Below are 23,018 nucleotides of genomic sequence, written 5' to 3'. Positions count from 1 at the left end.
ATCAGCCGCCGTAGCTGCCGCTGGTGCTGCGGCGCGCGCTGGTGTTGCCGAAGCCACCACGGCTGGCAGTGACCGCACGGTTCGGTTCGCTGGTGACCGGTGCCAGCCCGGCCTTGCCCGCGCCGATGCCGCTGGCGGTGTTCATGCCGCCGGTGCCGCCCGGGGCCGGGCGCGCCCAACCAGCGTTCTTGTCCTGGTAGGCCGGGGCCGACGCCGGCGCCTGCGGGGCCAGGCCGCCGCGGTTGCTCAGCATCTGCGACATGAAGAAGCCCATCATCATCGGGCCGATGAAAGAGGTACCCGCCGACGTGTGCTGCTGCACGCACTGTTCCGGCTTGTAGTCCTTCTCGCAGGCTTCCTTGCTGGCGTACTTCGGCGCCGCATCGGCGGCCTGCTTCTGCGCTTCGGCAAAGGCATTGCGGCACGACGACGGATCACCGGTCGCCTCGGTGCAGGCCTCGACCGAGGTGTACAGGCCTTCCTGCACCTTCACCTCCGGCTCCTTCTGGCAGGCGGTGAACAGCAGCGGCGCAGCGCTCATCAGCAGCAGCGCGGTGGTGCGGGAACGTTTCATGGCCTCATGCCCTGTCTACGGATCAATGCCCCAATGATGCCAAATCCGGGCCAGCAACCGGAATCGGCAAAGTGGCAAAGATGAACGGCCTTTCATTTTCGTCGTTCCCCATCATCCACGCATGGCATGGATCCATCGTGTCGACCAAGGTCGACACCTACCAAGAGCGGATCGCCGGCCCCGACACATCGCAGGAAACTGTCGAAGGCGGGGTGGGTCCGCTGGCGGGGGTGTCCGCGGCATGGATGCCGCGGCCAAGACCCCAAGCACGGGTTTACGGCGTCCCCCGCCAACGGACCCACCCCGCCTCCCGCAGGAAGCCCGCTGTTGCTTCGGCTGTTGCTTCGGCAGGTGCCGGGCGCAACCCGGCCGGACCATCTCCGGTGGTTGCAGCAGCAACCGAAAAAATTGTCCATGATCGGGCGACCCTCACGTCGTACGGCCCGCCCGTTCCGCCAGCCATGCCCGAATACCGTTCCCGCACCTCCACCGCCGGCCGCAACATGGCCGGCGCCCGCGCCCTGTGGCGTGCCACCGGCATGAAGGATGGTGACTTCCACAAGCCGATCATCGCCATCGCCAACTCCTTCACCCAGTTCGTGCCCGGCCACGTACACCTGAAGGACCTCGGCCAGCTGGTCGCGCGCGAGATCGAGCAGGTCGGCGGCGTCGCCAAGGAATTCAACACCATCGCCGTGGACGACGGCATCGCGATGGGCCACGACGGCATGCTGTACTCGCTGCCCAGCCGCGAGATCATCGCCGACTCGGTCGAATACATGGTCAACGCGCACTGCGCCGACGCACTGGTGTGCATCAGCAACTGCGACAAGATCACGCCCGGCATGCTGATGGCCGCGCTGCGCCTCAACATCCCGGTGGTGTTCGTCTCTGGCGGGCCGATGGAAGCGGGCAAGACCAAACTGTCCGAGCACAAGCTGGACCTGGTCGATGCGATGGTGGTGGCTGCCGATGACAGCGCCTCCGACGAGAAGGTCGCGGCGTTCGAGCGCAGCGCCTGCCCCACCTGCGGCTCCTGCTCGGGCATGTTCACCGCCAACTCGATGAACTGCCTGACCGAAGCACTGGGCCTGTCGCTGCCCGGCAACGGCACCACGCTGGCGACCCATGCCGATCGCGAAGCGCTGTTCCGTCGCGCCGGCCGCCTGATCGTCGAACTCTGCCATCGCTGGTATGGCGGCGAAGACCCGAGCGCGCTGCCGCGCGGCATCGCCACCCAGGCGGCGTTCGCCAACGCGATGGCCCTGGATATCGCCATGGGCGGTTCCACCAACACCATCCTGCATCTGCTGGCCGCGGCGCAGGAGGCAGAGGTGGACTTCGACCTGACCCACATCGACGCACTGTCGCGGCGCGTGCCGCAGCTGTGCAAGGTGGCGCCGAACACACCGAAGTACCACGTCGAGGACGTGCACCGCGCTGGCGGCGTGTTCGGCATCCTGGGTGAGCTGGACCGCGCCGGCCTGCTCGATACCTCGGTACCGACCGTGCACAGCGCCAGCCTGGCCGACGCGCTGGAACGCTGGGACGTGGTGCGCAGTGACAACGACACCCTGCATACCTTCTTCAAGGCCGGCCCGGCCGGTATCCCCACCCAGGAAGCCTTCAGCCAGGCCACGCGCTGGCCGACGCTGGACATCGACCGGGCAGAAGGCTGCATCCGTTCGCTGCAGCATGCGTACTCACTGGAAGGCGGCCTCGCCGTGTTGCGCGGCAACCTTGCCGTGGATGGCTGCGTGGTCAAGACCGCCGGCGTGGACGAGTCGATCCACGTGTTCGAAGGCCCCGCACGCGTCTACGAAAGCCAGGACGCCGCCGTCGCCGGCATCCTCGCCGACGAAGTGAAACCGGGCGAGGTGGTGGTGATCCGCTACGAAGGCCCGAAGGGTGGCCCGGGCATGCAGGAGATGCTGTACCCGACCAGCTACCTGAAGTCGAAGGGACTGGGCAAGCAGTGCGCGCTGCTCACCGACGGCCGCTTCTCCGGTGGCACCTCGGGCCTGTCGATCGGCCACGTATCGCCGGAAGCCGCCAGCGGCGGCACGATCGGCCTGGTGGAAGACGGCGATCGCATCCGCATCGACATTCCGGCACGCTGCCTCGACCTGCTGCTGGACGAGGCCATCCTGGCGCAGCGCCGCAGCGAGGCCGATGCACGCGGCTGGAAACCGCGTGCACCGCGCCCGCGCAAGGTCACCAGCGCACTGAAGGCCTACGCCCTGCTCGCCACCAGCGCCGACAAGGGCGCGGTGCGCAACACCGCCCTGCTCGGCGATTGAGAAGCCTTGGGGTCAGAGCCCCTCCTGCGGAAGGGCTTTGACCCCGGATCGCGGCAGGGGGTCGGATTCCTTTCGCAGAAAGGGCTCTGACCCCAGGCCAAGCCTCAGAACACGAAGGGCTCGCCATCCAGGTGAACCGCGCCCGCAGTAATGTGGACGGCGCCACCGGACTGCAGTTCGAACGCCACGCGCGCAACGCCTCCGGCGCGATCGTCATGCGCCATCACCTCGTTGATCGACGCACTCGCACCCCACGGTTCGCTTCTATCCAGCATCACGTGCTCGGCCGCTTCGAACTGCAAGCGGCGCTCTGCCTGGTCCGGATCGCGTAAGACGAGCTCGAAGGTGGCCGCGATCCAGTCACCGTGGATCGCGATGATTGTCCAGTCGTGCATGTGACCTCACTCGCTTGTGGCTGTAGGGGCCGCGTGTGGCAAGCTCATGCCGTCGTCGTCCTCGGCAATCAGCTCGATCTTCATGTGCCTGCTCCTTGCCTAGCTGGGCATATTAGCCTGGCGCCACTTGCCGCTGGGGTCAGTGCCCTTCCTGCGGAAGGGCTCTGACCCCGATTCCAGCCAATAGCGGTAAGGTAGGACGAAACACCAACACGGAGGTTGTGATGACGTTGCTTTCGCTTGCCCTGGCCGCTGCCATGGGCACTTCGGCAGAACCACCCAAAGCACCCGACTGCAGCTACGACCGTGCAGCAATGCTGGCGATGGAACCTGGCCGGTTCGATCAGGACCTGGCAGGTGGCTGGCGCCCGTTGGCCGACCGTGGTTGTACCCGCGAAGCTGCAGATCTGCTGTCCGCCTACGGCGCGCTGCCCAAGGCAGAAGGCAATGTCATCATCACGTGGCACGAGGGCCAGCTGCGCGCGGAGCTGGGGCAGACCGCGCAGGCGATTGCGCTTATGGAACGCAGCCACAAGCCGGTAGGCGGGGGCGACCCGGGTTACTGGAATGCCTACGTGGACGGCATGGTCGCGTTCCTGCGCCAAGACCGCAGCGCCCTGGAGATGGCTCGTGCGAGGCTGGTCGCGATACCGACGCCCAACGCGATGGCGGAGAACATCAAGGACGGTCGCTACCACTTCACCACCGAGGGCGGGCAGCAGGTGCAGATGCCGTGGCCGCCGAACCTGGACGTGCTTGATGGACTGCTGCGCTGCATCGGCAAACCCTACGTGGAGGCCTATGGGCCAGGCTGCCGGAAGCCGGAGGGCGGTTGAGCGCCAGCGCGCGTGCTGGAGTCAGAGCCCTTCCTGCGGAAGGGATCCGACCCCGCCTCAGCCGATCACGCGCTTGAACGGCGGCAGGGCGTCGATGATGCGCTTGCCGTAGCGGCGGGTCAGCAACCGCGAATCGAGGATGATCACGCGGCCGGTGTCGGTGGAGGTGCGGATCAGTCGGCCGGCGAACTGGGTCAGCGTGCGCAGCGCGTGCGGAATGGCGATCAGGTTGAACGCATTGAGCCCGCGCCCCTCGAACCATTCGCTGAGCGTGGCGGTCTGCGGATCGGTCGGCACCGCGAACGGCACCTGGGTGATCACCACCGTGGTGCAGGCTTCGCCGGGCAGGTCGAGGCCTTCGCCGAACGAGTTCAGGCCGAACAGCACCGAGCCCTCACCCGCCGCGACACGGCGCAGATGTTCGTCGATCAGCCGGGTCTTGGACATCTCGCCCTGCACCAGCACCTGCTTGCGGCGCGCGGCCGACATCAGGCCGGCCACCTTCTCCATCTTCCAGCGTGAAGTGAACAGCACCATCGAGCCCTTGGCCCAATCCAGTTCGGTGTCCAGGTAACGCGCCACTTCGCGCGGATGCCCTTCGCGGTCGTCCGGGGTGACCGGGAACCTGGGCACGATCAGTTCGGCCTGGTTGGGCAGGTCGAACGGCGAGGACAGCGAGACCATCTCGGCCTCTTCGGGGATGCCGTTGTCGATCGCCAGCGACTGGAAGTCGCCGCCGCCGGTGAGGGTGGCCGAGGTCATCACCACCGAATCCACTTCATCCCACAGCAGCTTGCGCAGCACGTGCGCGGCCGATACCGGCGAGCCGTGCAGCACCAGGTCGCCGTCGCGGGTGGCGGTGACCCAGCGCGCCATCGGCGGCGCGCCGTCCTTGTCCTCGCGCCGCCAGGCCTGCCACAGGTTGTACTGCTGTTCGATCATCTCCAGCGCCATGCCCAGGTTGCGCTGCAGGCGCTCGCGCGCGGCGTCGTCCGGCTTGCCCTTGGCCACCTGCGCGGTAGCGGCATGCGCCCAGTTGTAGAGGCTGCGGGTATCGTCGGCCAGCGCTTCGATCGGCTCGCGCCAGGCCTCGGGCAGGCGGCCGTTGGCGGCGCGCCACATCGGCTCCTCGTCGGCCGGTGCCGGCATCCACACACGCTCGATGTGGTCACGGAACGCGCGCAGCTGCTTGGCCACGTTGCTGGCCACTTCGATCGCTTCGTTCGGCAGCAGGTTGCCAAGGCGGTCCTTGTCGACCGCGCGGTAAGCACCGGCGATCAGGATCTGCAGGCGGCCGGTGCGCTTGGCCATTTCATCCAGCGCCAGGCTTGCCGCGCCCTGGTCGATCGCCACGTTGCCAATGTGGTGGCCTTCGTCCAGCACCAGCAGCATGTCCGACGGCGGTGCGATCAGCGGCTGGCCATTGTCGCTGTCGCCGATCGACAGTGCCGACAGCAGCAGCGCGTGGTTGGTGACCACGATCTGCGCATCACGCACAGTATTGCGCGACCGCAGCACCGCACATTGCGCCGAGTAGGCGCAACGGCGCCCGGCGCAGCCCGAGGCCGGCGTGGTGATGCGGCTGCGCAGGCCGAGACTGATGGTTTCCGGGGCGTTGTCGATGTCGCCATCCCAGCTGCCGCCGGTGAAGGCATCGGTCAGGCGCTTGGCGATGTCCATCTCGATCGGCGCCAGCGGCCGGTCGAACAGCGGCGCATCATCCTCGAACATGCCGCCCTGCGCGCCCTCGCCCTGCGCCTCGGCGGCGTTGCGCGTGCACAGGTAGCGGGTACGGCCCTTGGCCAGCGCAACGGTCGCTTCCAGGCCGGTGGCCTTGAGGAAATTCGGGATATCGCGCTCGACCAGCTGCGACTGCAGCGCCACGGTGCCGGTGCTGATCACCAGCTTCTTCTTGCTCGCCAGCGCGATCGGCACGCCCGCGGTGAGGTAGCCCAGGCTCTTGCCGACGCCGGTGGGCGCCTCGACCACGCCGACGCCGCCGCTTTTCGACAGCGCGCGCGACACCACGCCGATCATCTGGCTCTGCGAACGGCGGGTGGAAAAGCCGGGTGTATTGGCCTGCAGCGTCGTGTACGCCTTGCGGATCGCATCCTTCAAGGTGTCATCGAGCGTGCGCGGAGCGGCAACGGTTTCGGTCACGCCGGGATTTACCGTGGCTGGATCAGGCCGGTCATTGTCGCATGGCCGGCCACGTTCCCCGCCGCTGGCACCCTGAACGGGCCAGCGACGACGCCTGGCGACGGTCACGGTCCAATGGCGGGACCGTCCCAGGGGCAGATACGCCGGGCCTGACCCGGCGCGACCGTTCAGGCGCCCGGGAGCGTACGGGTACGCAGCAGGCGCACCAGCGCCCACACCACCAGCACCACGCCGATGGCCTCGACCATCGCCAGCGCGAAATGCAGCACGCCGAGGATGGCGCTCAGGCTGGACACGGCACTGAAATCACCGCTGCGCACCATCCACATTGGCAGGATGCCCGCCGCCATGCCACCAAGGCTGGCCAGCAGCAACAGCAGCAGGCCGACCAGGGCGCCGGTGCGGGTGGCATCGCGCGGTGCGCCCACCACCCAGACCAGCCCGACGCACAGCGCGATCAGCACCGGCAGGCGCACGCCCACCATGCTCAGCACGGTCACCAGCAGGGTTGTTCCGTCCATCGATCAGTCCTCACCGGCCAGCACGGCCGAGCCCTGGCGCAGCGCCTGGTAGACCTCGTCGGTCTGCGGGCGCACACCGTGCCACTGCAGGAAGCTCTCGGCGGCCTGTTCGACCAGCATGCCCAGGCCATCGACGGTGTTGCGGCAGTTCGCTGCACGCGCCCAGGCCAGGAAGGCGATGGCCGCCTCGCCGTAGTTCAGGTCGACGGCGGTGGTCATCGAATTGACCAGCGACAGCGGCAGCTTGAACTCGACGTCACGGTCGCGGCCGGCCGAAGTGGCATTGACGATCAGTTCGAAGTCGCCCAGCTCGCGCAGGTCTTCCCAGTAGCGGCTGATCGCGCGGCCGGGTTCACCCATCGCGTCGATCAGCTCATCGGCGCGTTCCGGCGTGCGGTTGACCACCACCAGCTCGGTGATGCCGGCATCGAGGAAGGCTGGGGCGACGCTGCGCGCCGAGCCGCCAGCGCCGATCAGCAGCATGCGGCGGCCACGCAGGTCCAGGCCGTGGCGATCGGTCAGGTCACGCACCAGGCCGATGCCGTCGGTGGTGTCACCGTGCCAACGGTCGCCCTTGCGCAGCAGCGTGTTGACCGAGCCGGCGCGGCGCGCACGTGCGGTCAGCGTGGTGCACACCGAGAACGCGGCTTCCTTGTGCGGCGAGGTGATGTTGGCGCCGACACCGCCCTCGGTGGCGAAGGCTTCCAGGCCGCCCAGGAACGCATCCGGAGCCAGGTCGATCGCGCGGTAGTCGATGCTGATGCCTTCCTGGCGACCGAACGCCGCGTGGATCTGCGGCGACTTCGAGTGGGCAACGGGGTGTCCGAAGACGGCGTAACGGTCGGTCATGGAATCCTCAAGCTGGCTAGACTGGTGCTCTTTCGTGCACGGACCCGGATGATGCGCATCACCCCGCCCCTGCTGGTGCTTGCCGCCAGTCTACTCTCTGCCCCTGTGGCGATGGCGTTGAACGAGTACGGCATCGAAGGCATGGGCGTGGTCTCGACCCGTGCCGACGAGGGCCGCGCCACCATCAGTGCCGACGGCCAGCGCATCGTGTTCGCGCGCCGCGGCGAGGCGGGCTGGGGCCTGTGGCAAGCACGCGTGATCGAGGGCCGCTGGCAGCAGCCGCAGGCGCTGGCGGTGGGCGTGGCCGGCGAAGCCCGTGATCCCTACTTCAGCCGCGACGGCCGCTGGCTGCTGTTCGCGGCCGGCCGCGAGGGCGCGCTGGCGCTGTACCGGGCCGCGGTGGAAGCCGACGGCCAGCTCGGCAAGGCGCAGCCCTTGGCGGGCGACGGTGGACGCCGGGATGAGCGCGGGCCGGCCGTGAGCGCGGACGGCCAGCGGCTGTTGTTTTCCCGCCAGCAGGGTCGCGGCGCGGGCTGGGACCTGTTCGTGGCGTCACTGGACGCGCAGGGCATGCGTGGCCCGGCCACCGCACTGGCCGCGTTGAACAGCGCCGACGACGAGACCGACGGCGACTGGCTGGGCAACGACGGCGCGGTGGTGTTCAGCCGCGGCAGCGGCGCGACCGCGCAGGTGTGGAGCAGCGGCTGCGCGTGGAGTGGCGCGGCGCTGCAACCGTTGGGGCTGTCGTTCAACCAGGCCAGTGGCTGGACCGGCGCGCCGTTGATCGACAATGCCAAGCCGGGCGAGATGCTGGTCGCCAGCAACGCGGCCAGGGCACCGCGTGCCGGTGGCGTGGATGTGTACCGGTTGGCGGTGCCGAAGGTGGTGGCGGTGGCCGGGTGCGTGCGGTAGCACGGTGACGGCGCTACCGGTAGATCCACGCCATGCGTGGATGGCCGTCTGGTAGGTGCCAACCTTGGTTGGCATGCAGGAAAGTGCCAACCAAGGTTGGCACCCACCCGCGTAGAAGCGGCAGGGTCAGCGCGACAACACCTTCGCGCGCTGCTGCTCGTACTCGACCTCGCTCAGCTGGCCATTGTCCTTGCGCTGGTTCAGCGCGGCCAGCTCGGCCTGCACGCTCTCCGGCAGGGCCTGCTCACGGGCCACGTGGCGGGCGGCGGAGAGCTGCTCCGGCGGGCGCTTGCCGGCCCGCCAGGCAGCGATGAAGACGCCGACGATGATGGCACCGAACACCAGCGTACCGATGCCCCAGATCAGCCATTGCATCCATCCCAGTTCGGGTCCCATCGCGCATTCCTCCGTCTATCGAGGCGCTATTGTCAGCGCTCGCGCAGCCAACGCGCCACCTGCGGCGCGAAATAGGTCAGCACGCCATCGGCGCCGGCGCGCTTGAAGCCCAGCAGCGACTCCATCACGCAGGCGCGCTCGTCCAGCCAGCCATTGGCGAAGGCGGCCTTCATCATCGCGTACTCGCCACTCACCTGGTAGGCGAAGGTCGGCACGCCGAAGGTCTCCTTCACCCGGCGCACCAGGTCCAGGTAGGGCATGCCCGGCTTGACCATCACCATGTCGGCGCCTTCTTCCAGGTCCAGCGCGATCTCGCGCAGGGCCTCGTCGCCGTTGGCCGGATCCATCTGGTAGGTCTTCTTGTCGGCCTTGCCGAGGCTGGCGGCACTGCCCACTGCATCACGGAACGGGCCGTAGAAGGCCGAGGCGTACTTGGCCGAGTAGGCCATGATGCGCACGTTGAGGTGGTGGTCGGCATCCAGCGCGCGGCGGATCGCACCGATGCGGCCGTCCATCATGTCCGACGGCGAGACGATGTCCGCGCCGGCCTCGGCGTGCGACACCGACTGCTTGACCAGCGCTTCGACCGTGATGTCGTTCAGCACGTAGCCCTTGTCGTCGATGATGCCGTCCTGGCCGTGGGTGGTGTACGGGTCCAGCGCCACGTCGGTCATCACCCCCAGTTCCGGGAAGCGCGACTTCAGCGCGCGGATCGCGCGCTGTGCCAGGCCGTCCTCGGCCCACGCCGCCGATGCGTCCAGCGACTTCAGCGACGGGTCGATCACCGGGAACAGGTCGATCACCGGAATGCCCAGTTCCAGCGCCTCTTCGGCCACCTTCAGCAGCTCTTCGATCGACAGCCGCTCCACGCCCGGCATCGACGGCACCGCGGTGCGGCCGGCCTGTTCGTGCACGAACACCGGGTAGATCAGGTCGTCGGTGGTCAGCGTGTTCTCGCGCATCAGGCGGCGCGAAAACTCGTCGTGGCGCATGCGGCGGGGGCGGTACAGCGGATGGGACATGGCAGGCTCCGAGGAGTGGCTATTGCAACAGGTAGCCCTGCGGCAGCAGGGGTTCGGGCAGGGGGCGTTCGCCGAGCGCGTCGAGCTGGTCGATCTCGATCGTGCGCACCAGCGCGTCCAGCGGCAGGTCGTTCGGCTCCAGGCCGAACGGGTCTTCCATTTCTTCACCCAGCTGGTCCAGGCCGAAGAAGGCGTAGGCCAGCACCGCCGACAGCACCGGCGTGCCCCAGCCCAGCGAACTGGCCAGGCCGAACGGCAGCAGCACGCAGAACATCCACGCGCAGCGGTGCAGCAGCAGGGTGTAGGCGAAGGGCAACGGCGTACTGAGGATGCGCTCGCAGCCGGCCTGGATCGACGACATCGCGTGCAGGCGCTCTTCAAGCTGGGCATAGAGGATCGGCTCCAGCTCGCCGCTACGCAGCGCCTGCGCCAGTTCGGCCGCGATCATCGCCAGGAGTGCATCGGGCACGTTCTCGCGCTGGCCCAGCTGCTCGCGTTGGCGCTTGTCCAGCCACGGCAGTGCCGCCAGGGCCACGATGCGGCCACGCAGGCGCGCAGCCAGCGCATGGGCGAAGGCAGTGGTGAGGTAGGCGATGCGGCGGCGGCGGCCGGCGTCATCGGCCAGCAGCAGGTTCACCTGGCGCGCCAGGGAACGCGATTCGTAGACCAGCTGGCCCCACAGCTTGCGGCCTTCCCACCAGCGGTCGTAGCAGGCGCTGTTGCGGAAGCTGAGGAAGATCGACAGCACCAGGCCCAGCAGGGTGAACGGCGTGACCGAGACGCGTTCGATGCCGGTCGGTGGCGCCAGTTCCACCACCGCAGCCACGGCGATGGACAGGATCAGGATGGCCAGCACCTTCGGCGCGATCGCTTTGACGATCGAGCCGCGCAGGATGTACAGCAGTTGCCAGCCGTGGGGACGGGGTCGGATGATCATGGGGCAGCCGCGCGGGGCGCGGATTCACAGGCACGCGGGAGGCTCGCGCAGCCATTCATTGTACGCCCCTGCCCGGCCACCGGCCGCGCGCCTGCGACGCCCTGTCGCACCTGGGCCAGGGTTCAGATCACGCCGCCGCCCAGGCCAAGACGCAGGATGCCGACCACCACCACGATGCCGTTCAGGACCAGCCCGGCCCAGGCCCGGCCGCGCTTGCTCGGGTGGGTGAACAGGATGCCCAGCGCGGCGATGACCGCACCGACCGCAGCGAACGGGATCAGGAACCAGTTGCCCCAGCCCAGCAGCGGAATCAGCGCCAGGATCATCCACAACAGCGCCAGTACGCCCCACAACAGACTGATCACGCCCATGCCGTTCTCCTGCCTTTGGTTCCTGTCCCCACCATAGTCGTTCCCGCTGCCGCCGCCTACTGCCATTGCAGGACTGTCACCCGACCCGTGCTAGCGTGCTGCCGTGCGTGCCTTGGCCCGGGTGTTGGCGCCGATTCAGAGTGGCCCGCCGATCATCGCAACCAGTCCTGCAGGGGTGATGCCATGAACATTCGTTGGGCCGCGTTGGCGGTCATGCTGCTGGCCGCAGCCGGTTGTGCCAGCACTTCCAAGGTGATGCTGGGGCGTGCCCGCGCGCCGATCGATCCGGCGCTGGTGCAGATCTATTCGACACCGCCGGCGGGGTCCCAGGAAATCGCCCAGCTGGAGTCGGCCTCCGCCGTCGGCTTCGGTACCCAGGGCCAGACCGATGCCGCGGTGGCACGCCTGAAGCGCGAAGCCGCAGCGCTGGGCGCCAATGGCGTGGTGCTGATGGGCGTTGGCAGCAGTGGTTCGCCGGTGGGCATGTCGGTCGGCGCGGGCAGCTTCGGCTCGCATGTCGGCGGTGGCGTCGGCATCGGCATACCGACCACCCAGAAGCGCGCCGCGGGCGTAGCGATCTGGGTGCCGAATCCGGCACCGCCGGCGCGGTTGCCGACACAGGTGATCACGCCGCAACCGCAGCGGTGATGCGGTAGATCCACGCCATGCGTGGTGGGGCGTGGCCGGTATCCGCCGGGGTCAGAGCCCTTTCCTGCGGAAAGGGATCCGACCCCGGCGCAGGCATCACTTGTACTTCGGCACGAACACCTTGTTCACCGCATCGGCCAGCTGGTCCGGCGGCAGCAGGCCCTGGTCGAGCAGGAAGTTGTTGAACGCCAGGCGGTCGAACTTCGCGCCCAGCGCCAGTTCGGTCTGCATGCGCAGTTCCAGGATGCGGGTGTAGCCGTAGAAGTAGCTGCCGGCCTGGCCCGGCATGCGCACCATGTAGCGGTCCAGTTCCTGGGTGGCCATCGCCTTGGACAGGCCGACCTGCTCCATCAGCACGCGCTCGCCGTTGGCACGGTCGGTCAGGCCGAGGTTGAGCATCGGGTCGAGCATGGCGCGCGCGGCTCGCAGCAGGCGGAACTGCAGCGCGATCATCTGCCCGTCCAGCGGCTCGTACGGCACCATCTCGGCTTCGGCATACAGCGCCCAGCCTTCCACGTTCACCGAATTGAACGCGAACATGGTGCGCGCCAGCGACACGCCGCGCTCGACCATGGCGGTGAACTGCAGCTCGTGGCCGGGGCGGCCTTCATGCGCGCTCAGCGTCCACGCCGCCGCACCGAAGTTGAAGTCGTCGTACTGCGCGCCCGGGCCCGCAGCCGGGTTGCCCAGCGGCAGCACGAAGGTGCCCTGCTGCCCGGTGTTGTTCACCAGCGGCGCCGGCAGGAAGTGCGGGGCCGGGCTGGCCGCGCTCTCGGCCGCCGAACCCAGGCGCATCTGCATGGCGCGCTTGGGCACGTCGACGATGGCATGCTCGCGGATCAGCGGATCGATCGCATCGATCACCTTGCGGTAGTGACCTTCCAGGTGATCGTCGGCGATCTTGTCGGCCTTCAGCGCGCGGATCACCGCCACCGGGTCGCTCGGGTCGGCGACCTTCAGGCCCTTCTCCTTCGCTACCAGCGGCGCCAGCTGCTGCATCGCCGAGCGGGTTTCCATGAACTCCAGCTGCGCGCGCTGCATCAGCAGCTTCGGGTCGATGTCGATACCGACCTGCTTGAGCTGGTACGCATACAGCGGCGCCGGCAGGCGTGCATCTGCGCGTGCCTTCGGCAGCACGGTCGTGCGCGTCCAGGCGGCATAGTCCTTCATCTGCCCGGCCAGCGTCTTCATCGCTTCATCGGCGCCGGCAATCTGGTACTTCTTCAGCAGCGACTCGATGCCGGTGATGTAGGTTTCGACGTTGTCCAGCGACTGCTGCACTTCGATCTTCGTCGGCTGCAGCAGGCTGCGGTCCTTGAGCCGCTCTTCGTAGCGCTGGCGGGCCAGCGTGGTGAAGGCGGTGCCGCCCGGCTGCAGGCCGGCATAGGCCTTGAGGCGATCGATCGCCTTGGCGCGGCGCTCGGCCGGCACCTGGTCGGATAGCAGCAGGTTCAGGCCACTGAACACGGTCTGCGGCGCGTCGCTCCACGGCAGCAGGTACTTCTCGTTGAGCTCGCTGCCTTCAATGTTCTGGTTGGCGGCGTGGATCATGATCTCCAGGTCCTGGCGGACGTTGGGATCCTTCTCGGTCGCCAGCTTCGCCTTCAGTTCGTCGCGGGCCTTGGCCATCGCCGCGCGGTAGCGCTTGCCGTTGTCCGGGCCGAGATCGGCCACCTTGTCGTCGTAGCCGGGCACGCCGAAGAAGCCGGTTTCTTCCGGCTGGAACGGGCCCTGGGCATCGAGCAGGATCTGCGCCAGCGCGTTGCTGCGGGCGACCCAGGCCGGGCTGGCCGGGGTGGCGGCCTTGGCGGCGGGTGCGGCCAGCGCCGGCGGTGCGGACAGCAGCGGGGCGGCGCTCAGCGCCAGGGCAACGGCCAACGCAATCGGCTTCATGGTGCACTCCAGGACAGGGTTGACCGCACCCTACGCGCTCACAGCGATGGCGACAATCGGCGGGAAGTCATGGCGACCGGGTAGTGCGGACGGGCTCCGCGAAAACCTGGGGGGTGTGGAGTCGACTGTCAGTCGACCATCGCGCGCAGCGCGGGATTTCTGCTATCTGATCGAAGAGCAGTCGACTAACAGTCGACTCTACCCCGTCGCCTTGCCATCGGAGGTCACAACGCGGCGGCCAGCGGGCATTCGCCGCGATCACGGCACGCCTGCAGCGCGCATTCGTGCGCAGCCTCATCGTCATCCAGCGCGGTCAGGTCGAAAGTCTGCTTGTCCTCGGCCAGCACGTACATCACCGGGTAATCCCAGACGTCGTCACTGCGGGTGCCCTTCACGAACAAGCGGCCGCGTGCATGCGGGCCCTCCAGCGCCACCGTCAGGCCGACGTCGCGCTGGCCGTTGATCGCGGTCTGCATGCTGCCCAGCGGCATCGATTCGGCATGCAGTGGTTCGCCGAACGCTTCCACCAGTTCGATGCTGCAGCCGGCGCGGCGCAGTGCTTCACGCATCGGCGGGCTCTCGCGCGCCGCCTCGCTCCAGCGCAGCACGCTCCAGGCCACCACGCCCCCTGCCCCACCCAGCACCAGCACCACTGTCAGCGGCATCGCCCAGCGCCAGTGGCGGCGCCACCAACCGGTGGACGGCGGATCGTGGCTGGGGATCGGCGGTGGCAGGGTCATCGGCGGGCTCCTTCCCGGCAGAGGATCAGGGCTTCAGGCAGCGTCCCAGGAAGGCTTCGGCCACGCGGTAGCGATGCAGGGCATCGGCGCCGGACAGGCCATGCTTGGCACCCGGGTAGGTCATCAGTTCGAACGGCTGTCCGCGCTTCTGCAGCGCGCTCATCAGGCTGGTCGAATTGGTGAACAGCACGTTGTCGTCGGCCATGCCATGGATCAGCAGCAGCGGCGAGCGCAGGCCATCGATATGGGTCAGCACGCGCGCTTCGCGGTACCCGGTTTCATTGCGCACCGGCAAGTCCATGTAGCGCTCGGTGTAGTGGCTGTCGTACAGGCCCCAGTCGGTCACCGGTGCACCGGCCACGCCACAGGCATAGCTGTCGGAGGCCTTGGCCAGCAGCATCAGGGTCATGTAGCCGCCGTTCGACCAGCCCTGCACGCCGATGCGCGCCGGATCCACCCACGGCTGCTGCTTCAGCCACGCCACGCCACGCAGCTGGTCGGTCACTTCCACCGTACCCTGCCTGCCGTACAGCGCGCCGCCGAAGTCGCGGCCACGACGCGGGGTGCCGCGGTTGTCCAGCGAGAACACCACGTAGCCCTGCTGGGCCAGGTACTGGTTGAACAGGTGGTCGCCACGGCCGGGCCAACTGTCGGTGACGGTCTGGCTGGCCGGCCCGCCGTAGACATACACCGCCACCGGGTAGCGCTTGGACGGATCAAAGCCGGCCGGCTTGATGATGCTGTAGTTCAGCGCGGTCTTGCCGTCAGCAGCGGTGAGCGTGCCGAACTCGATCGGACGCTGCGCGTCGCGGTAACGCGCATACGGATGCTTGGGATCGGCCAGATCGTTCTCCAGCAGGGTGGCGATCTTTTCGCCATTGGCGCGGAACAGTTCGATCTGCGGCGGGGTGCTGCTGTTGGACCAGCTGTCGACATAGACGCTGGCGTTGCGTGCGAAGCTGGCGCTGTGCATGCCCGGCGCCTTCGACAGGCGCTGGGGCTCGCCGCCCTGCAGCGACACCGCGTAGATCTGGCTTTCGCGCGAGGTTTCGATGCCAGCGCGGAAGTAGGCCTTGCCGGCCTTCTCATCGACCGCCAGCAGTTCGTCCACCGGCCAGTTGCCGTGGGTCAGTGCAGTGGCCTTGCCCTTGCTGTCGATGCGGTACAGGTGCTGGAAGCCGGTACGCTCGGACGACCACAACACGCTGCCGTCTTCCAGGAAGCGCAGGCTGTTGTGCAGCGGCACCCAGGTCGGGCTGGTCTCGTGGGCGAGCACGCGCTGGCGGTTGGAGTCGAGCGCCACTTCCACCAGGTCCAGCTGCTTCTGGTCACGCGACTGGCGCTGGAAACTCAGGTGCTGCGCATCGCGCCAATCCACGCGCGCCAGGTAGATATCCTGTTCCTTGCCGAGGTCGACCCAGCGCGGCTGCGCATCGGCGGCCGGTGCGATCACGCCCAGCTGCACGCGCACGTTGGCATCGCCGGCGGCCGGGTAACGCTGCTCGATCACGTCGGTGCGGTCGGCATAGACCTCGTAGCGCTTCTGTACCGGCACCGGCGATTCGTCGATGCGGGCAAAGGCAATGGCCGAATCATCCGGCGCCCACCAGTAACCGGTGTGGCGGTCCATTTCCTCGTCAGCGACGAATTCGGCCACGCCGTTGCCGATGGTGGTGCTGCCGTCGCGGGTCAGCTGCAGCTGCTTGCCGCTGGCCAGATCGATCACCCACAGGTTGCGGCCGCGGATGAAGCTGACGAAGCCGCCCTTGGGCGACAGCTTGGCGTCGGTGGCGAAGCCTTCACCGTGGGTCAGCTGGCGCACCGCGGCCTGGCCCTGCTGCTTGAGGTCGTACAGGTACAGCTCGCCACCCAGCGGGAACAGCAGGCGCTGCGCGTCCGGCGACCACTGGTAATCGACGATGCCGGTCATCGCGGCGATGCGCTGGCGTTCGCGGCGGGCCTTCTCTTCGTCGCTGAGAGTCTCGGTGCCGGGCAGCACCACCTTGGAATCGACCAGCAGCCGGGTCTGGCCGCTGCCGATGTCGTAGGTCCACAGGTCCAGCTGGTTGCGGTCGCTGTCCTTGCCGCGCAGGAAGCTGACCTGCGATCCGTCCGGCGCCACCTTCGGCTTCATCAGGGTCGGGCCGGACAACGGCAGCGGGCCGGTGATGGCTTCCAGGGTCAGCTTTTCAGCGTGGGCGGCGGTACTGGTGGCGAGCATGAGGGCGAGCGAGGCGAACAGGTGGCGCATGGAGGATCCCGGCAAACGGCAGGTCCGCCCCCGCGCTGGATGCGGGGCGGTCGTGCCCCATCCTAACCAAGCCCGTGCGGGAAGGCAGCATGACCTTTTGCCCATGCCCGGGTACTGGGGTCAGAGCCCTTTGCGCTGCAAAGGGATCCGACCCCCGGGCGGTCAGCGCTTCCCGAACAGGTGCTTGCGCTCTTCGTCGCTCAGCGGCTTGCCGGCATTCGGGTTCACCTGCTGGCGCAGGGCATAGGCGCGCTGCGTGGCCGGGCGTGCGGCAATCGCTTCATGCCAGCGCTTGAGGTGCGGGAACGCGGTGAAATCCACCGGCAGCTTGTCGTAGGCGCCGATCCACGGGTAGCTGGCCATGTCGGCGATGGTGTAGTCGTCGCCGGCGAGGAACGCGGTCTGGGCCAGGCGCTTGTCCATCACCCCGTGCAGGCGGCGCACTTCGCTGTCGTAGCGCTCGATCGCGTACGGGATCTTCTCCGGTGCGTACACGTTGAAGTGGCCCATCTGGCCGCTCATCGGGCCCAGGCCAGCCATCTGCCAGAACAGCCATTCCAGCGTGGTCACACGGCCGCGCGGGTCACTGGGCAGGAACCGGCCGGTCTTCTCGGCCAGGTACAGCAGGATGGCGCCGGATTCGAACACGCTCTGCGGGGCGCCGCCATCGGCCGGGGCCTGGTCGACAATGGCCGGCATCTTGTTGTTGGGCGAGATGGCGAGGAATTCCGGCTTGAACTGGTCGCCCGAACCGATGTTGACCGGGTGGATGCGGTACTCCAGGCCGGTTTCCTCCAGCAGCAGGGTCACTTTGTGGCCGTTCGGGGTAGGCCAGTAATACAGGTCGATCATGGCGTCGGCTCGGGGTGCGGAAAGGAACCTGAAGTCTAGTGCGTGAGTTGGGTTGGCACCGTCATGGCGGGCCGGTAACCTCGCGGCTCCCCCGAAACGCACTGTCCTGCATGAGCCACAGTCCCCGCCCCCTGTCCCCGCTGTCCTCGCTGATCTTCGCCTCGCGCTGGCTGCAGCTTCCGCTGTACCTGGGCTTGATCCTTGCCCAGTGCGTCTACGTGTTCCTGTTCGGCAAGGAACTGTGGCACCTGCTGTCCCATTCGGTGTCGATGGGCGAACAGCAGATCATGCTGATCGTGCTGGGCCTGATCGACGTGGTGATGATCTCCAACCTGCTGGTGATGGTGATCGTCGGCGGCTACGAGACCTTCGTCTCGCGCCTGCGCCTGGAAGGCCACCCGGACCAGCCGGAATGGCTGAGCCACGTCAACGCGAGCGTGCTGAAGGTGAAGCTGGCGATGGCGATCATCGGCATCTCCTCGATCCACCTGTTGAAGACCTTCATTGCCACCAGCGCGCTGAAGGGACTGCCACTGTGCAAGCCGGAACAATGGGCAGCGGCAGTGTCGTCGGCGTCGACCAGTTTCTACAACGCTGGCGTCGATACCTGCACGACCATGACCCAGGAAGGCGTGCTGTGGCAGACCATCATCCACTGCGTGTTCATCCTGTCGGCGATCGGCATCGCCTGGACCGACAAGCTGATGTCCAACGGCCACAGCAAGCCGCACGACAAGTCGCACGACCACTGATGTCGTTGCCAGCAGCGGCATGACGCCGTTGCCCGTCCCGGCCACCGCCCCTTGTACGCGGCGGTGGCCGGGATGCTAGATTGCACCCTCGCCGTTGCCGGCGGTGGCGTCGGGAAACGTCACCCTGCCGCGCCCGGACTGCAGGTCCCGGCCATGCGTATCAATGATTTACGTCACGTCGTCTTCTAGAGGGGAGCAGGATGTCGCACGTTTCAACGATCACCGCCGCGCGCCGGTGGCTGCCGGTTGCCCTGGCCCTGGCACTGGCCGCCTGCTCGGGCAAGGAAGAACCCGCGGCACCCGCTGCCGCCACCGCGCCTGCCGCCACGGCGCCCGCCGCACCGGTGGTCGCTGCCAAGGTGCAGTCGATGGGCACCGAGCAGCTGCGCGAGTCGGCCAGCCAGGCGCTGCGCGAGAACCGCATGTACGCACCGGCCGGCGACAACGCCATCGAGTACTACCTCGCCCTGCGTGACAAGACCCCGGACGACGCCTCGGTGAAGAGCGCGCTGACTGACCTGCTGCCCTATACCCTGATCGCCGCCGAACAGCACCTGGGCCGCGAGGACTACACCGAAGCGCAGCGCCTCGTGGCACTGATCGAGAAGGTGGACGCCTCTGCGCCAGCGTTGCCGCGCCTGAAGGACGGCCTGGCCAAGGGCGTGCAGAACGCGGCCAAGCGCACCGAGGCTGAAGCCGAAAAGGCGAAGAAGGACGCCGAGGACCGCAGCAAGCAGCAGACCGAGCAGCAACGCCTGACCGAGCAGCGCGCCAAGGAAGCCGACGCCGCCAAGCAGATTGCCGCCCAGCAGGATGCCGCGCGCCGCGACAGCGAGCGCCAGGAAGCCGAGCGCCAGGCCGCCGCCCGCCGCGAGGCCGAGCAGAAGCAGCAGCAGGCGGCCGCCCAGCAGGCCAGCGCGGCGCGCCAGGCCGCAGCTTCGGCCGCGCCCACCCTGCGTCCGGTCAGCACCCCGGCGCCGCGCTATCCGGGCGAAGCCCTGCGTTCGGGCACCTCCGGTGAAGTGCTGGTGGAGATCACCGTTGGCACCGACGGCTCGGTGGTGAACGCCCGCGTGCTGCGCGCAACGCCGAGCCGCGTGTTCGACCGTGAAGCCCTGAATGCCGTGAAGCGTTGGCGCTTCGAGCCCGTAAGCGCGCCGGTGACCACCCGCCGCACCCTGGTGTTCGCGCCGGGCAACGGCTGAGGCACGCCGTGGTAGCGCCGGGCCTGGCCCGGCGACGCTCGATCAAGGCCCGGCATGTCCGGGCCTTGTGCGTTTCAGGCTGCCGCGTCGATCAGCCGCTGCAGTGCCGGATCGCGCGCTGTCAGCACCTGGAACAGGCCCAGCGCATGCAGGCCCGGCAGCAGCGCACGCAGATCCGCTTCGGCAGTGGCGCGCGCGGCCGGATCGCCGGCAGGATCCTGCCAGTCGCGGACGCTGACGAGGAACGCCCCGACACTGCCCTTGCGCACGGTCACGCCGTTCACCTGCACGTCGTTCTGATGGTCGGGGAGGATGTCGTGTGGCTGCATGGAGGATGCTCCTGTGGGATCGGAGCCCAGTGTGGCGCGCGCCAGCTGGCGTTTCTGCCGTATAACTGCCAATGAATATGGCAGATAAGACACTTCCTGCGTTGATCGACCCCGCTCTGGCGGACGCCGGCGATGGTCCCGCGGTGCTGTCGTCGCAACTGCGCGCGTCCGGTCGGCGCCGCACAGCACGCCACCGGCATGTGCGCGGCCAGCTGCTGGGTGCCCACCACGGCGTGCTGCGCATCGAAGCGGGGGATCTGCAGTGGCTGCTTCCTGCCGGGCACGTCGCATGGATACCGCCCTTCATGCCCCACGCACTGGTGGAGGCAGAGGAGTTCGATGGCTGGAGCCTGTACTTCAGCACTGCGGCCTGCGTGGAACTGCCAGCGACGCCCCGTATTTTCCAGCCCAGTGTGCTGCTGCAGGCCGCGACGGCTCGTGCACTGCGATGGCCCCATCGGGTGCTGGAGGCTGCGCAGGAGCGCCTGGCCGGCGTGATCGCCGATGAGATCACCGCCAGCACGCCGCTTCCGCTCGCTCTGCCGCAGCCGCGCGACCGACGCCTGCGCCGGATCGCCGCCGCCCTGGCACGCGCCCCGCGCGACAGCCGCAGCATCGACGACTGGGCCGCCAGCAGCGGTCTGTCCAGCCGCAGCCTCGCCCGCCACTGGCTGGCCGAAACCGGCATGACGCTGGGCCAATGGCGGCAACGACTGCGCGTGCTGCTGGCGCTGCCGCGCCTGCTGTCCGGCGAGCCGGTGATCAGCGTCGCGCTGTCGATGGGGTACAACACGCCCAGCGCCTTCATCGCCGTGTTCAAGCGCGAGATGGGCGTGACGCCTGCGCGGTATGGGGAGGGGTGAGGTGTCCAACGCTCCGGCTGTCTGCACGTGCGATGGGCGCCGGTGATCGCCCAGCGTTGCGCCGCTTGGCAGGCAACGCAGTCCTGGAAACAACGAGGCCCGGGAAGACCGGGCCTCGTTCGACATCCGCCGGGTAGGGCCCGGCGCTACCAGGCCTTCAGCCGGAGATCGCCAGGCGTTCGTTGTGGTACCGGCGCACGGCGGCGAACCACAGCACAGCGGCCAGGCCAAGGCTGGCGCCGAGGTAGATCGCCCACACCGAGGTGGTGATGGTCTCGTGGCGGATCACCTTCAGCAACATCTGGTTCTGCGACAGGAACGGCACTGCGTACTGCCACAGCTGGCTCTTCACCGGGTAGGCAATCAGCGCATAGCCCGGCAGCATCGGCAGCAGCATCAGCCAGGTCATGTGGCTCTGCGCTTCCTTCATGCTCTTGGCCGCTGCGGCCAGGAACGTCAGCAGCGAGGTGCCGATCAGCAGCATCGGCAACATCACCAGCAGCATCTGCACCATGGCGACGATGTTCATGTTGAGCTGGCGGCCGATATTGCCCGGTGCAATCTGCGCGCTCACCTTGAACGCGGCCAGGGTCAACAGCAGCGAGGCGAAGCCAACCATGCAGGCGGCGGCGATCTTGCCGCTGACAATGGCGCTGCGCGATCCCGGCGTGGCCAGCAGCGGCTCCAGCGACTGACGCTCACGCTCGCCGGCGGTGGTGTCCATCACCAGGTAGGCGCCGCCGAGGAACGAGGTGAGGGTCAGCAGGATCGGCAGCAGCGCCGACAGCATCAGGCCACGCTTGGCTTCGGCACTGGCCATGTCCTGGCTGGCCACGTCCAGCGGCCGCGCAACCTGGGCATCAATGCCCCGTGCCATCAGCCGCAGCGCTCCCACCTGCCCGTTGTAGGTGGCCAACGCCGCCTGCAGGCGCGCGGTGGGTACCTCGGCGGCACGCCGCGTGCTGTCGCGGATCACCTCTACCAGCGCCGGCTTGCCATCGGCCCAGTCCTTGCCGAAGTCCGGGCTGATGCGCAGCGCCACGTCGATGTCCTGCGAGCGGATGGCCTCGGCCAGATCCTTCGGCGCCGCAGCGACATTCAGGCCCTGCGCGGCCAGGAAGCGCACCAGGTTCGGCGCGTGCTCGGCACCGATGGTGGGAATCTGCAACGGCTGCTCGATCTGCGTGCGCACGCGGCTTTCGGACAGCTTGCCCATGCCAAGGATCAACAGCGGGTACAGCAGCGGCCCGAACAGCAGGGTCAGGGCCAGCGTGCGGCGATCGCGCGACAGGTCACGCAGCTCCTTGCGCATCACCGTCATCAGGGTCGACATCATGCTCATGCGTGCAGGCCCTCTTCGCTGCCGATCAGTTTCACGAACGCATCCTCCAGATTGGTTTCACCGGACTGCGCGCGCAGTTCATCGGCGCTGCCGGCGGCCATCACCGTGCCCTTGGCAATGATCACGATGTGGTCGCACAGCGCCCCCACCTCCTGCATGATGTGGCTGGACAGGATCACGCAGCGGCCTTCTTCGCGCAGCCCCAGCAGGAACCGGCGCAGCGCGCGGGTGGTCATCACGTCCAGGCCGTTGGTGGGTTCGTCGAGGATGACGTTGCGCGGGTCGTGCACCAGTGCACGGGCGATGGCGGTCTTGGTGCGCTGGCCCTGCGAGAAGCCATCGGTCTGGCGATCGAGGATGTCGCCCATGTCCAGTGCATGCGACAGCACTTCGATGCGCTCGCGGATGTGCTGGGCCGAGAGGCCATGCAGTTCGCCGAAGTAGGCGATGTTCTCGCGTGCGGTGAGGCGCTTGTACACGCCGCGCGCATCGGGCAGCACCCCCAGGTGGCGGCGGACGTCCACCGGATTGCGTGCCGCATCGATGCCATCGACGCTGATGCTGCCCTGGTCGGGCGTCATCAGCGTGTACAGCATGCGCATGGTGGTGGTCTTGCCGGCACCGTTGGGGCCCAGCAGGCCGGTGATCTGGCCATCGGCGGCGCGGAAGCCGACGTTGGCCACGGCCTGGATGCGGCCGGTGCGGGTATCGAAGGCCTTGTGCAGGTTGTCGGCGACGATCATGGAGTCCATCCGTTGAACGAGGTGAACGCCGGCACGTAGCTCAGCGTGTCCAGGCAGCTGGCATCGAGCGCCTTGGCCTGGGTGGTGTCGATGAACTGGCCGAGCAGGCGCGGCATGCAGCCGGCGT

Annotated in this window: 23 protein-coding genes; 7 read left to right on the top strand and 16 right to left on the bottom strand. The window is 68.0% G+C overall.

The window, feature by feature from the left end:
• Position 1: 1 nt before the first annotated feature.
• Entirely contained in the window at positions 2–574 is a 573-nt protein-coding gene (locus tag AC5P8Z_RS09805; RefSeq protein ID WP_286070295.1) for a DUF1190 domain-containing protein, read from the bottom strand.
• Positions 575–1,035: 461 nt separating this feature from the next.
• On the opposite strand from AC5P8Z_RS09805, the gene ilvD reads away from it, so the two are divergent.
• Positions 1,036–2,874 carry a dihydroxy-acid dehydratase gene (ilvD, locus tag AC5P8Z_RS09800; protein ID WP_495228947.1) on the top strand — a complete coding sequence of 613 codons (1,839 nt, stop codon included), beginning with the start codon at positions 1,036–1,038 and terminating at the stop codon, positions 2,872–2,874.
• Between the two features lie 104 nt (positions 2,875–2,978).
• On the opposite strand, the gene AC5P8Z_RS09795 is transcribed toward ilvD, so the two are convergent.
• The gene (locus tag AC5P8Z_RS09795) at positions 2,979–3,269 is read right to left on the bottom strand and encodes a hypothetical protein (protein WP_286070297.1); all 291 of its coding nucleotides are present in this window, start codon (positions 3,267–3,269) and stop codon (positions 2,979–2,981) included.
• A 224-nt stretch (positions 3,270–3,493) separates the two neighbouring features.
• Here AC5P8Z_RS09795 and AC5P8Z_RS09790 point away from each other — a divergent pair, with 224 nt between their 5' ends.
• The gene (locus tag AC5P8Z_RS09790) at positions 3,494–4,105 is read left to right on the top strand and encodes a hypothetical protein (protein WP_495228946.1); all 612 of its coding nucleotides are present in this window, start codon (positions 3,494–3,496) and stop codon (positions 4,103–4,105) included.
• A 57-nt stretch (positions 4,106–4,162) separates the two neighbouring features.
• On the opposite strand, the gene dinG is transcribed toward AC5P8Z_RS09790, so the two are convergent.
• From dinG to aroE, 3 genes are all read right to left on the bottom strand, one after another.
• Positions 4,163–6,265, bottom strand: coding sequence for an ATP-dependent DNA helicase DinG (gene dinG, locus AC5P8Z_RS09785; protein ID WP_495228945.1), 2,103 nt, complete (start codon positions 6,263–6,265; stop codon positions 4,163–4,165).
• Positions 6,266–6,432: 167 nt separating this feature from the next.
• A complete protein-coding gene (locus AC5P8Z_RS09780; RefSeq protein WP_495228944.1) occupies positions 6,433–6,786 on the bottom strand; it encodes a hypothetical protein in 354 nt (117 codons plus the stop codon).
• 3 nt (positions 6,787–6,789) lie between these two features.
• On the bottom strand, positions 6,790–7,635 hold the full coding sequence (gene aroE / locus AC5P8Z_RS09775) for a shikimate dehydrogenase (protein WP_495228943.1): 846 nt from the start codon (positions 7,633–7,635) through the stop codon (positions 6,790–6,792).
• A gap of 48 nt (positions 7,636–7,683) precedes the next feature.
• On the opposite strand from aroE, the gene AC5P8Z_RS09770 reads away from it, so the two are divergent.
• The gene (locus tag AC5P8Z_RS09770) at positions 7,684–8,547 is read left to right on the top strand and encodes a hypothetical protein (RefSeq protein WP_495228942.1); all 864 of its coding nucleotides are present in this window, start codon (positions 7,684–7,686) and stop codon (positions 8,545–8,547) included.
• A gap of 126 nt (positions 8,548–8,673) precedes the next feature.
• Here AC5P8Z_RS09770 and AC5P8Z_RS09765 read toward each other — a convergent pair whose 3' ends face one another.
• The 4 genes from AC5P8Z_RS09765 to AC5P8Z_RS09750 form a co-directional block, all read right to left on the bottom strand.
• Positions 8,674–8,943, bottom strand: a complete 270-nt coding sequence (locus AC5P8Z_RS09765) for a gas vesicle protein GvpG (RefSeq protein WP_010482214.1) — start codon at positions 8,941–8,943, stop codon at positions 8,674–8,676.
• A gap of 32 nt (positions 8,944–8,975) precedes the next feature.
• Positions 8,976–9,965 (bottom strand): porphobilinogen synthase, encoded by a 990-nt coding sequence (gene hemB / locus AC5P8Z_RS09760; RefSeq protein ID WP_286070303.1) that lies wholly within the window; start codon positions 9,963–9,965, stop codon positions 8,976–8,978.
• Positions 9,966–9,984: 19 nt separating this feature from the next.
• The gene (locus tag AC5P8Z_RS09755; protein WP_286070304.1) at positions 9,985–10,902 is read right to left on the bottom strand and encodes a bestrophin family protein; all 918 of its coding nucleotides are present in this window, start codon (positions 10,900–10,902) and stop codon (positions 9,985–9,987) included.
• Between the two features lie 122 nt (positions 10,903–11,024).
• On the bottom strand, positions 11,025–11,273 hold the full coding sequence (locus tag AC5P8Z_RS09750) for a hypothetical protein (protein WP_006475755.1): 249 nt from the start codon (positions 11,271–11,273) through the stop codon (positions 11,025–11,027).
• A 183-nt stretch (positions 11,274–11,456) separates the two neighbouring features.
• On the opposite strand from AC5P8Z_RS09750, the gene AC5P8Z_RS09745 reads away from it, so the two are divergent.
• Entirely contained in the window at positions 11,457–11,921 is a 465-nt protein-coding gene (locus AC5P8Z_RS09745) for a YbjQ family protein (RefSeq protein WP_295567473.1), read from the top strand.
• Between the two features lie 96 nt (positions 11,922–12,017).
• Here the strand turns inward: AC5P8Z_RS09745 and AC5P8Z_RS09740 are convergent, their stop codons facing one another.
• From AC5P8Z_RS09740 to AC5P8Z_RS09725, 4 genes are all read right to left on the bottom strand, one after another.
• Positions 12,018–13,814: a DUF885 domain-containing protein gene (locus AC5P8Z_RS09740; protein WP_495228941.1), complete on the bottom strand. Its 1,797-nt coding sequence runs from the start codon at positions 13,812–13,814 to the stop codon at positions 12,018–12,020.
• Between the two features lie 224 nt (positions 13,815–14,038).
• Positions 14,039–14,554, bottom strand: a complete 516-nt coding sequence (locus AC5P8Z_RS09735) for a cytochrome c oxidase assembly factor Coa1 family protein (RefSeq protein WP_286070307.1) — start codon at positions 14,552–14,554, stop codon at positions 14,039–14,041.
• 25 nt (positions 14,555–14,579) lie between these two features.
• The gene (locus tag AC5P8Z_RS09730) at positions 14,580–16,805 is read right to left on the bottom strand and encodes a S9 family peptidase (protein WP_286070308.1); all 2,226 of its coding nucleotides are present in this window, start codon (positions 16,803–16,805) and stop codon (positions 14,580–14,582) included.
• A 162-nt stretch (positions 16,806–16,967) separates the two neighbouring features.
• Positions 16,968–17,657, bottom strand: a complete 690-nt coding sequence (locus tag AC5P8Z_RS09725) for a glutathione binding-like protein (RefSeq protein WP_495228940.1) — start codon at positions 17,655–17,657, stop codon at positions 16,968–16,970.
• A 110-nt stretch (positions 17,658–17,767) separates the two neighbouring features.
• Between AC5P8Z_RS09725 and AC5P8Z_RS09720 the strand changes: the two genes are divergently transcribed.
• Entirely contained in the window at positions 17,768–18,409 is a 642-nt protein-coding gene (locus AC5P8Z_RS09720; RefSeq protein WP_286070310.1) for a TIGR00645 family protein, read from the top strand.
• A gap of 200 nt (positions 18,410–18,609) precedes the next feature.
• Positions 18,610–19,614: an energy transducer TonB gene (locus tag AC5P8Z_RS09715; protein WP_286070311.1), complete on the top strand. Its 1,005-nt coding sequence runs from the start codon at positions 18,610–18,612 to the stop codon at positions 19,612–19,614.
• 74 nt (positions 19,615–19,688) lie between these two features.
• Here AC5P8Z_RS09715 and AC5P8Z_RS09710 read toward each other — a convergent pair whose 3' ends face one another.
• Positions 19,689–19,943 carry a hypothetical protein gene (locus AC5P8Z_RS09710; protein ID WP_286070312.1) on the bottom strand — a complete coding sequence of 85 codons (255 nt, stop codon included), beginning with the start codon at positions 19,941–19,943 and terminating at the stop codon, positions 19,689–19,691.
• A 77-nt stretch (positions 19,944–20,020) separates the two neighbouring features.
• Here AC5P8Z_RS09710 and AC5P8Z_RS09705 point away from each other — a divergent pair, with 77 nt between their 5' ends.
• Positions 20,021–20,806: an AraC family transcriptional regulator gene (locus AC5P8Z_RS09705; protein WP_495229169.1), complete on the top strand. Its 786-nt coding sequence runs from the start codon at positions 20,021–20,023 to the stop codon at positions 20,804–20,806.
• A 157-nt stretch (positions 20,807–20,963) separates the two neighbouring features.
• On the opposite strand, the gene AC5P8Z_RS09700 is transcribed toward AC5P8Z_RS09705, so the two are convergent.
• Both AC5P8Z_RS09700 and AC5P8Z_RS09695 read right to left on the bottom strand, forming a co-directional pair.
• A complete protein-coding gene (locus AC5P8Z_RS09700; protein ID WP_495228939.1) occupies positions 20,964–22,148 on the bottom strand; it encodes an ABC transporter permease in 1,185 nt (394 codons plus the stop codon).
• A complete protein-coding gene (locus AC5P8Z_RS09695) occupies positions 22,145–22,891 on the bottom strand; it encodes an ABC transporter ATP-binding protein (protein ID WP_286070314.1) in 747 nt (248 codons plus the stop codon). Before AC5P8Z_RS09695 ends, AC5P8Z_RS09700 begins: the two co-directional genes overlap by 4 nt.
• Between the last annotated feature and the right edge of the window lie 127 nt (positions 22,892–23,018).

Source organism: Stenotrophomonas sp. YJH_SMC_17 (assembly GCF_059371655.1).
Note: the sequence above shows the minus strand (reverse complement) of the source record. Positions and strands in the feature narration are given on the sequence as shown.

Bases quoted from the DNA above. Each gene is read 5' to 3' on its own strand.
- AC5P8Z_RS09710 (WP_286070312.1), bottom strand. From the start codon at position 19,943: ATGCAGCCACACGACATCCTCCCCGACCATCAGAACGACGTGCAGGTG.
- AC5P8Z_RS09735 (WP_286070307.1), bottom strand. From the start codon at position 14,554: ATGACCCTGCCACCGCCGATCCCCAGCCACGATCCGCCGTCCACCGGT.
- hemB (WP_286070303.1), bottom strand. From the start codon at position 9,965: ATGTCCCATCCGCTGTACCGCCCCCGCCGCATGCGCCACGACGAGTTT.
- AC5P8Z_RS09770 (WP_495228942.1), top strand. From the start codon at position 7,684: ATGATGCGCATCACCCCGCCCCTGCTGGTGCTTGCCGCCAGTCTACTC.
- AC5P8Z_RS09745 (WP_295567473.1), top strand. From the start codon at position 11,457: ATGAACATTCGTTGGGCCGCGTTGGCGGTCATGCTGCTGGCCGCAGCC.
- AC5P8Z_RS09780 (WP_495228944.1), bottom strand. From the start codon at position 6,786: ATGGACGGAACAACCCTGCTGGTGACCGTGCTGAGCATGGTGGGCGTG.
- AC5P8Z_RS09740 (WP_495228941.1), bottom strand. From the start codon at position 13,814: ATGAAGCCGATTGCGTTGGCCGTTGCCCTGGCGCTGAGCGCCGCCCCG.
- AC5P8Z_RS09705 (WP_495229169.1), top strand. From the start codon at position 20,021: ATGGCAGATAAGACACTTCCTGCGTTGATCGACCCCGCTCTGGCGGAC.
- ilvD (WP_495228947.1), top strand. From the start codon at position 1,036: ATGCCCGAATACCGTTCCCGCACCTCCACCGCCGGCCGCAACATGGCC.
- AC5P8Z_RS09695 (WP_286070314.1), bottom strand. From the start codon at position 22,891: ATGATCGTCGCCGACAACCTGCACAAGGCCTTCGATACCCGCACCGGC.
- AC5P8Z_RS09725 (WP_495228940.1), bottom strand. From the start codon at position 17,657: ATGATCGACCTGTATTACTGGCCTACCCCGAACGGCCACAAAGTGACC.
- aroE (WP_495228943.1), bottom strand. From the start codon at position 7,635: ATGACCGACCGTTACGCCGTCTTCGGACACCCCGTTGCCCACTCGAAG.
- AC5P8Z_RS09790 (WP_495228946.1), top strand. From the start codon at position 3,494: ATGACGTTGCTTTCGCTTGCCCTGGCCGCTGCCATGGGCACTTCGGCA.
- AC5P8Z_RS09795 (WP_286070297.1), bottom strand. From the start codon at position 3,269: ATGCACGACTGGACAATCATCGCGATCCACGGTGACTGGATCGCGGCC.
- AC5P8Z_RS09755 (WP_286070304.1), bottom strand. From the start codon at position 10,902: ATGATCATCCGACCCCGTCCCCACGGCTGGCAACTGCTGTACATCCTG.
- AC5P8Z_RS09730 (WP_286070308.1), bottom strand. From the start codon at position 16,805: ATGCGCCACCTGTTCGCCTCGCTCGCCCTCATGCTCGCCACCAGTACC.
- AC5P8Z_RS09765 (WP_010482214.1), bottom strand. From the start codon at position 8,943: ATGGGACCCGAACTGGGATGGATGCAATGGCTGATCTGGGGCATCGGT.
- AC5P8Z_RS09805 (WP_286070295.1), bottom strand. From the start codon at position 574: ATGAAACGTTCCCGCACCACCGCGCTGCTGCTGATGAGCGCTGCGCCG.
- AC5P8Z_RS09700 (WP_495228939.1), bottom strand. From the start codon at position 22,148: ATGAGCATGATGTCGACCCTGATGACGGTGATGCGCAAGGAGCTGCGT.
- AC5P8Z_RS09750 (WP_006475755.1), bottom strand. From the start codon at position 11,273: ATGGGCGTGATCAGTCTGTTGTGGGGCGTACTGGCGCTGTTGTGGATG.
- AC5P8Z_RS09715 (WP_286070311.1), top strand. From the start codon at position 18,610: ATGTCGCACGTTTCAACGATCACCGCCGCGCGCCGGTGGCTGCCGGTT.
- AC5P8Z_RS09720 (WP_286070310.1), top strand. From the start codon at position 17,768: ATGAGCCACAGTCCCCGCCCCCTGTCCCCGCTGTCCTCGCTGATCTTC.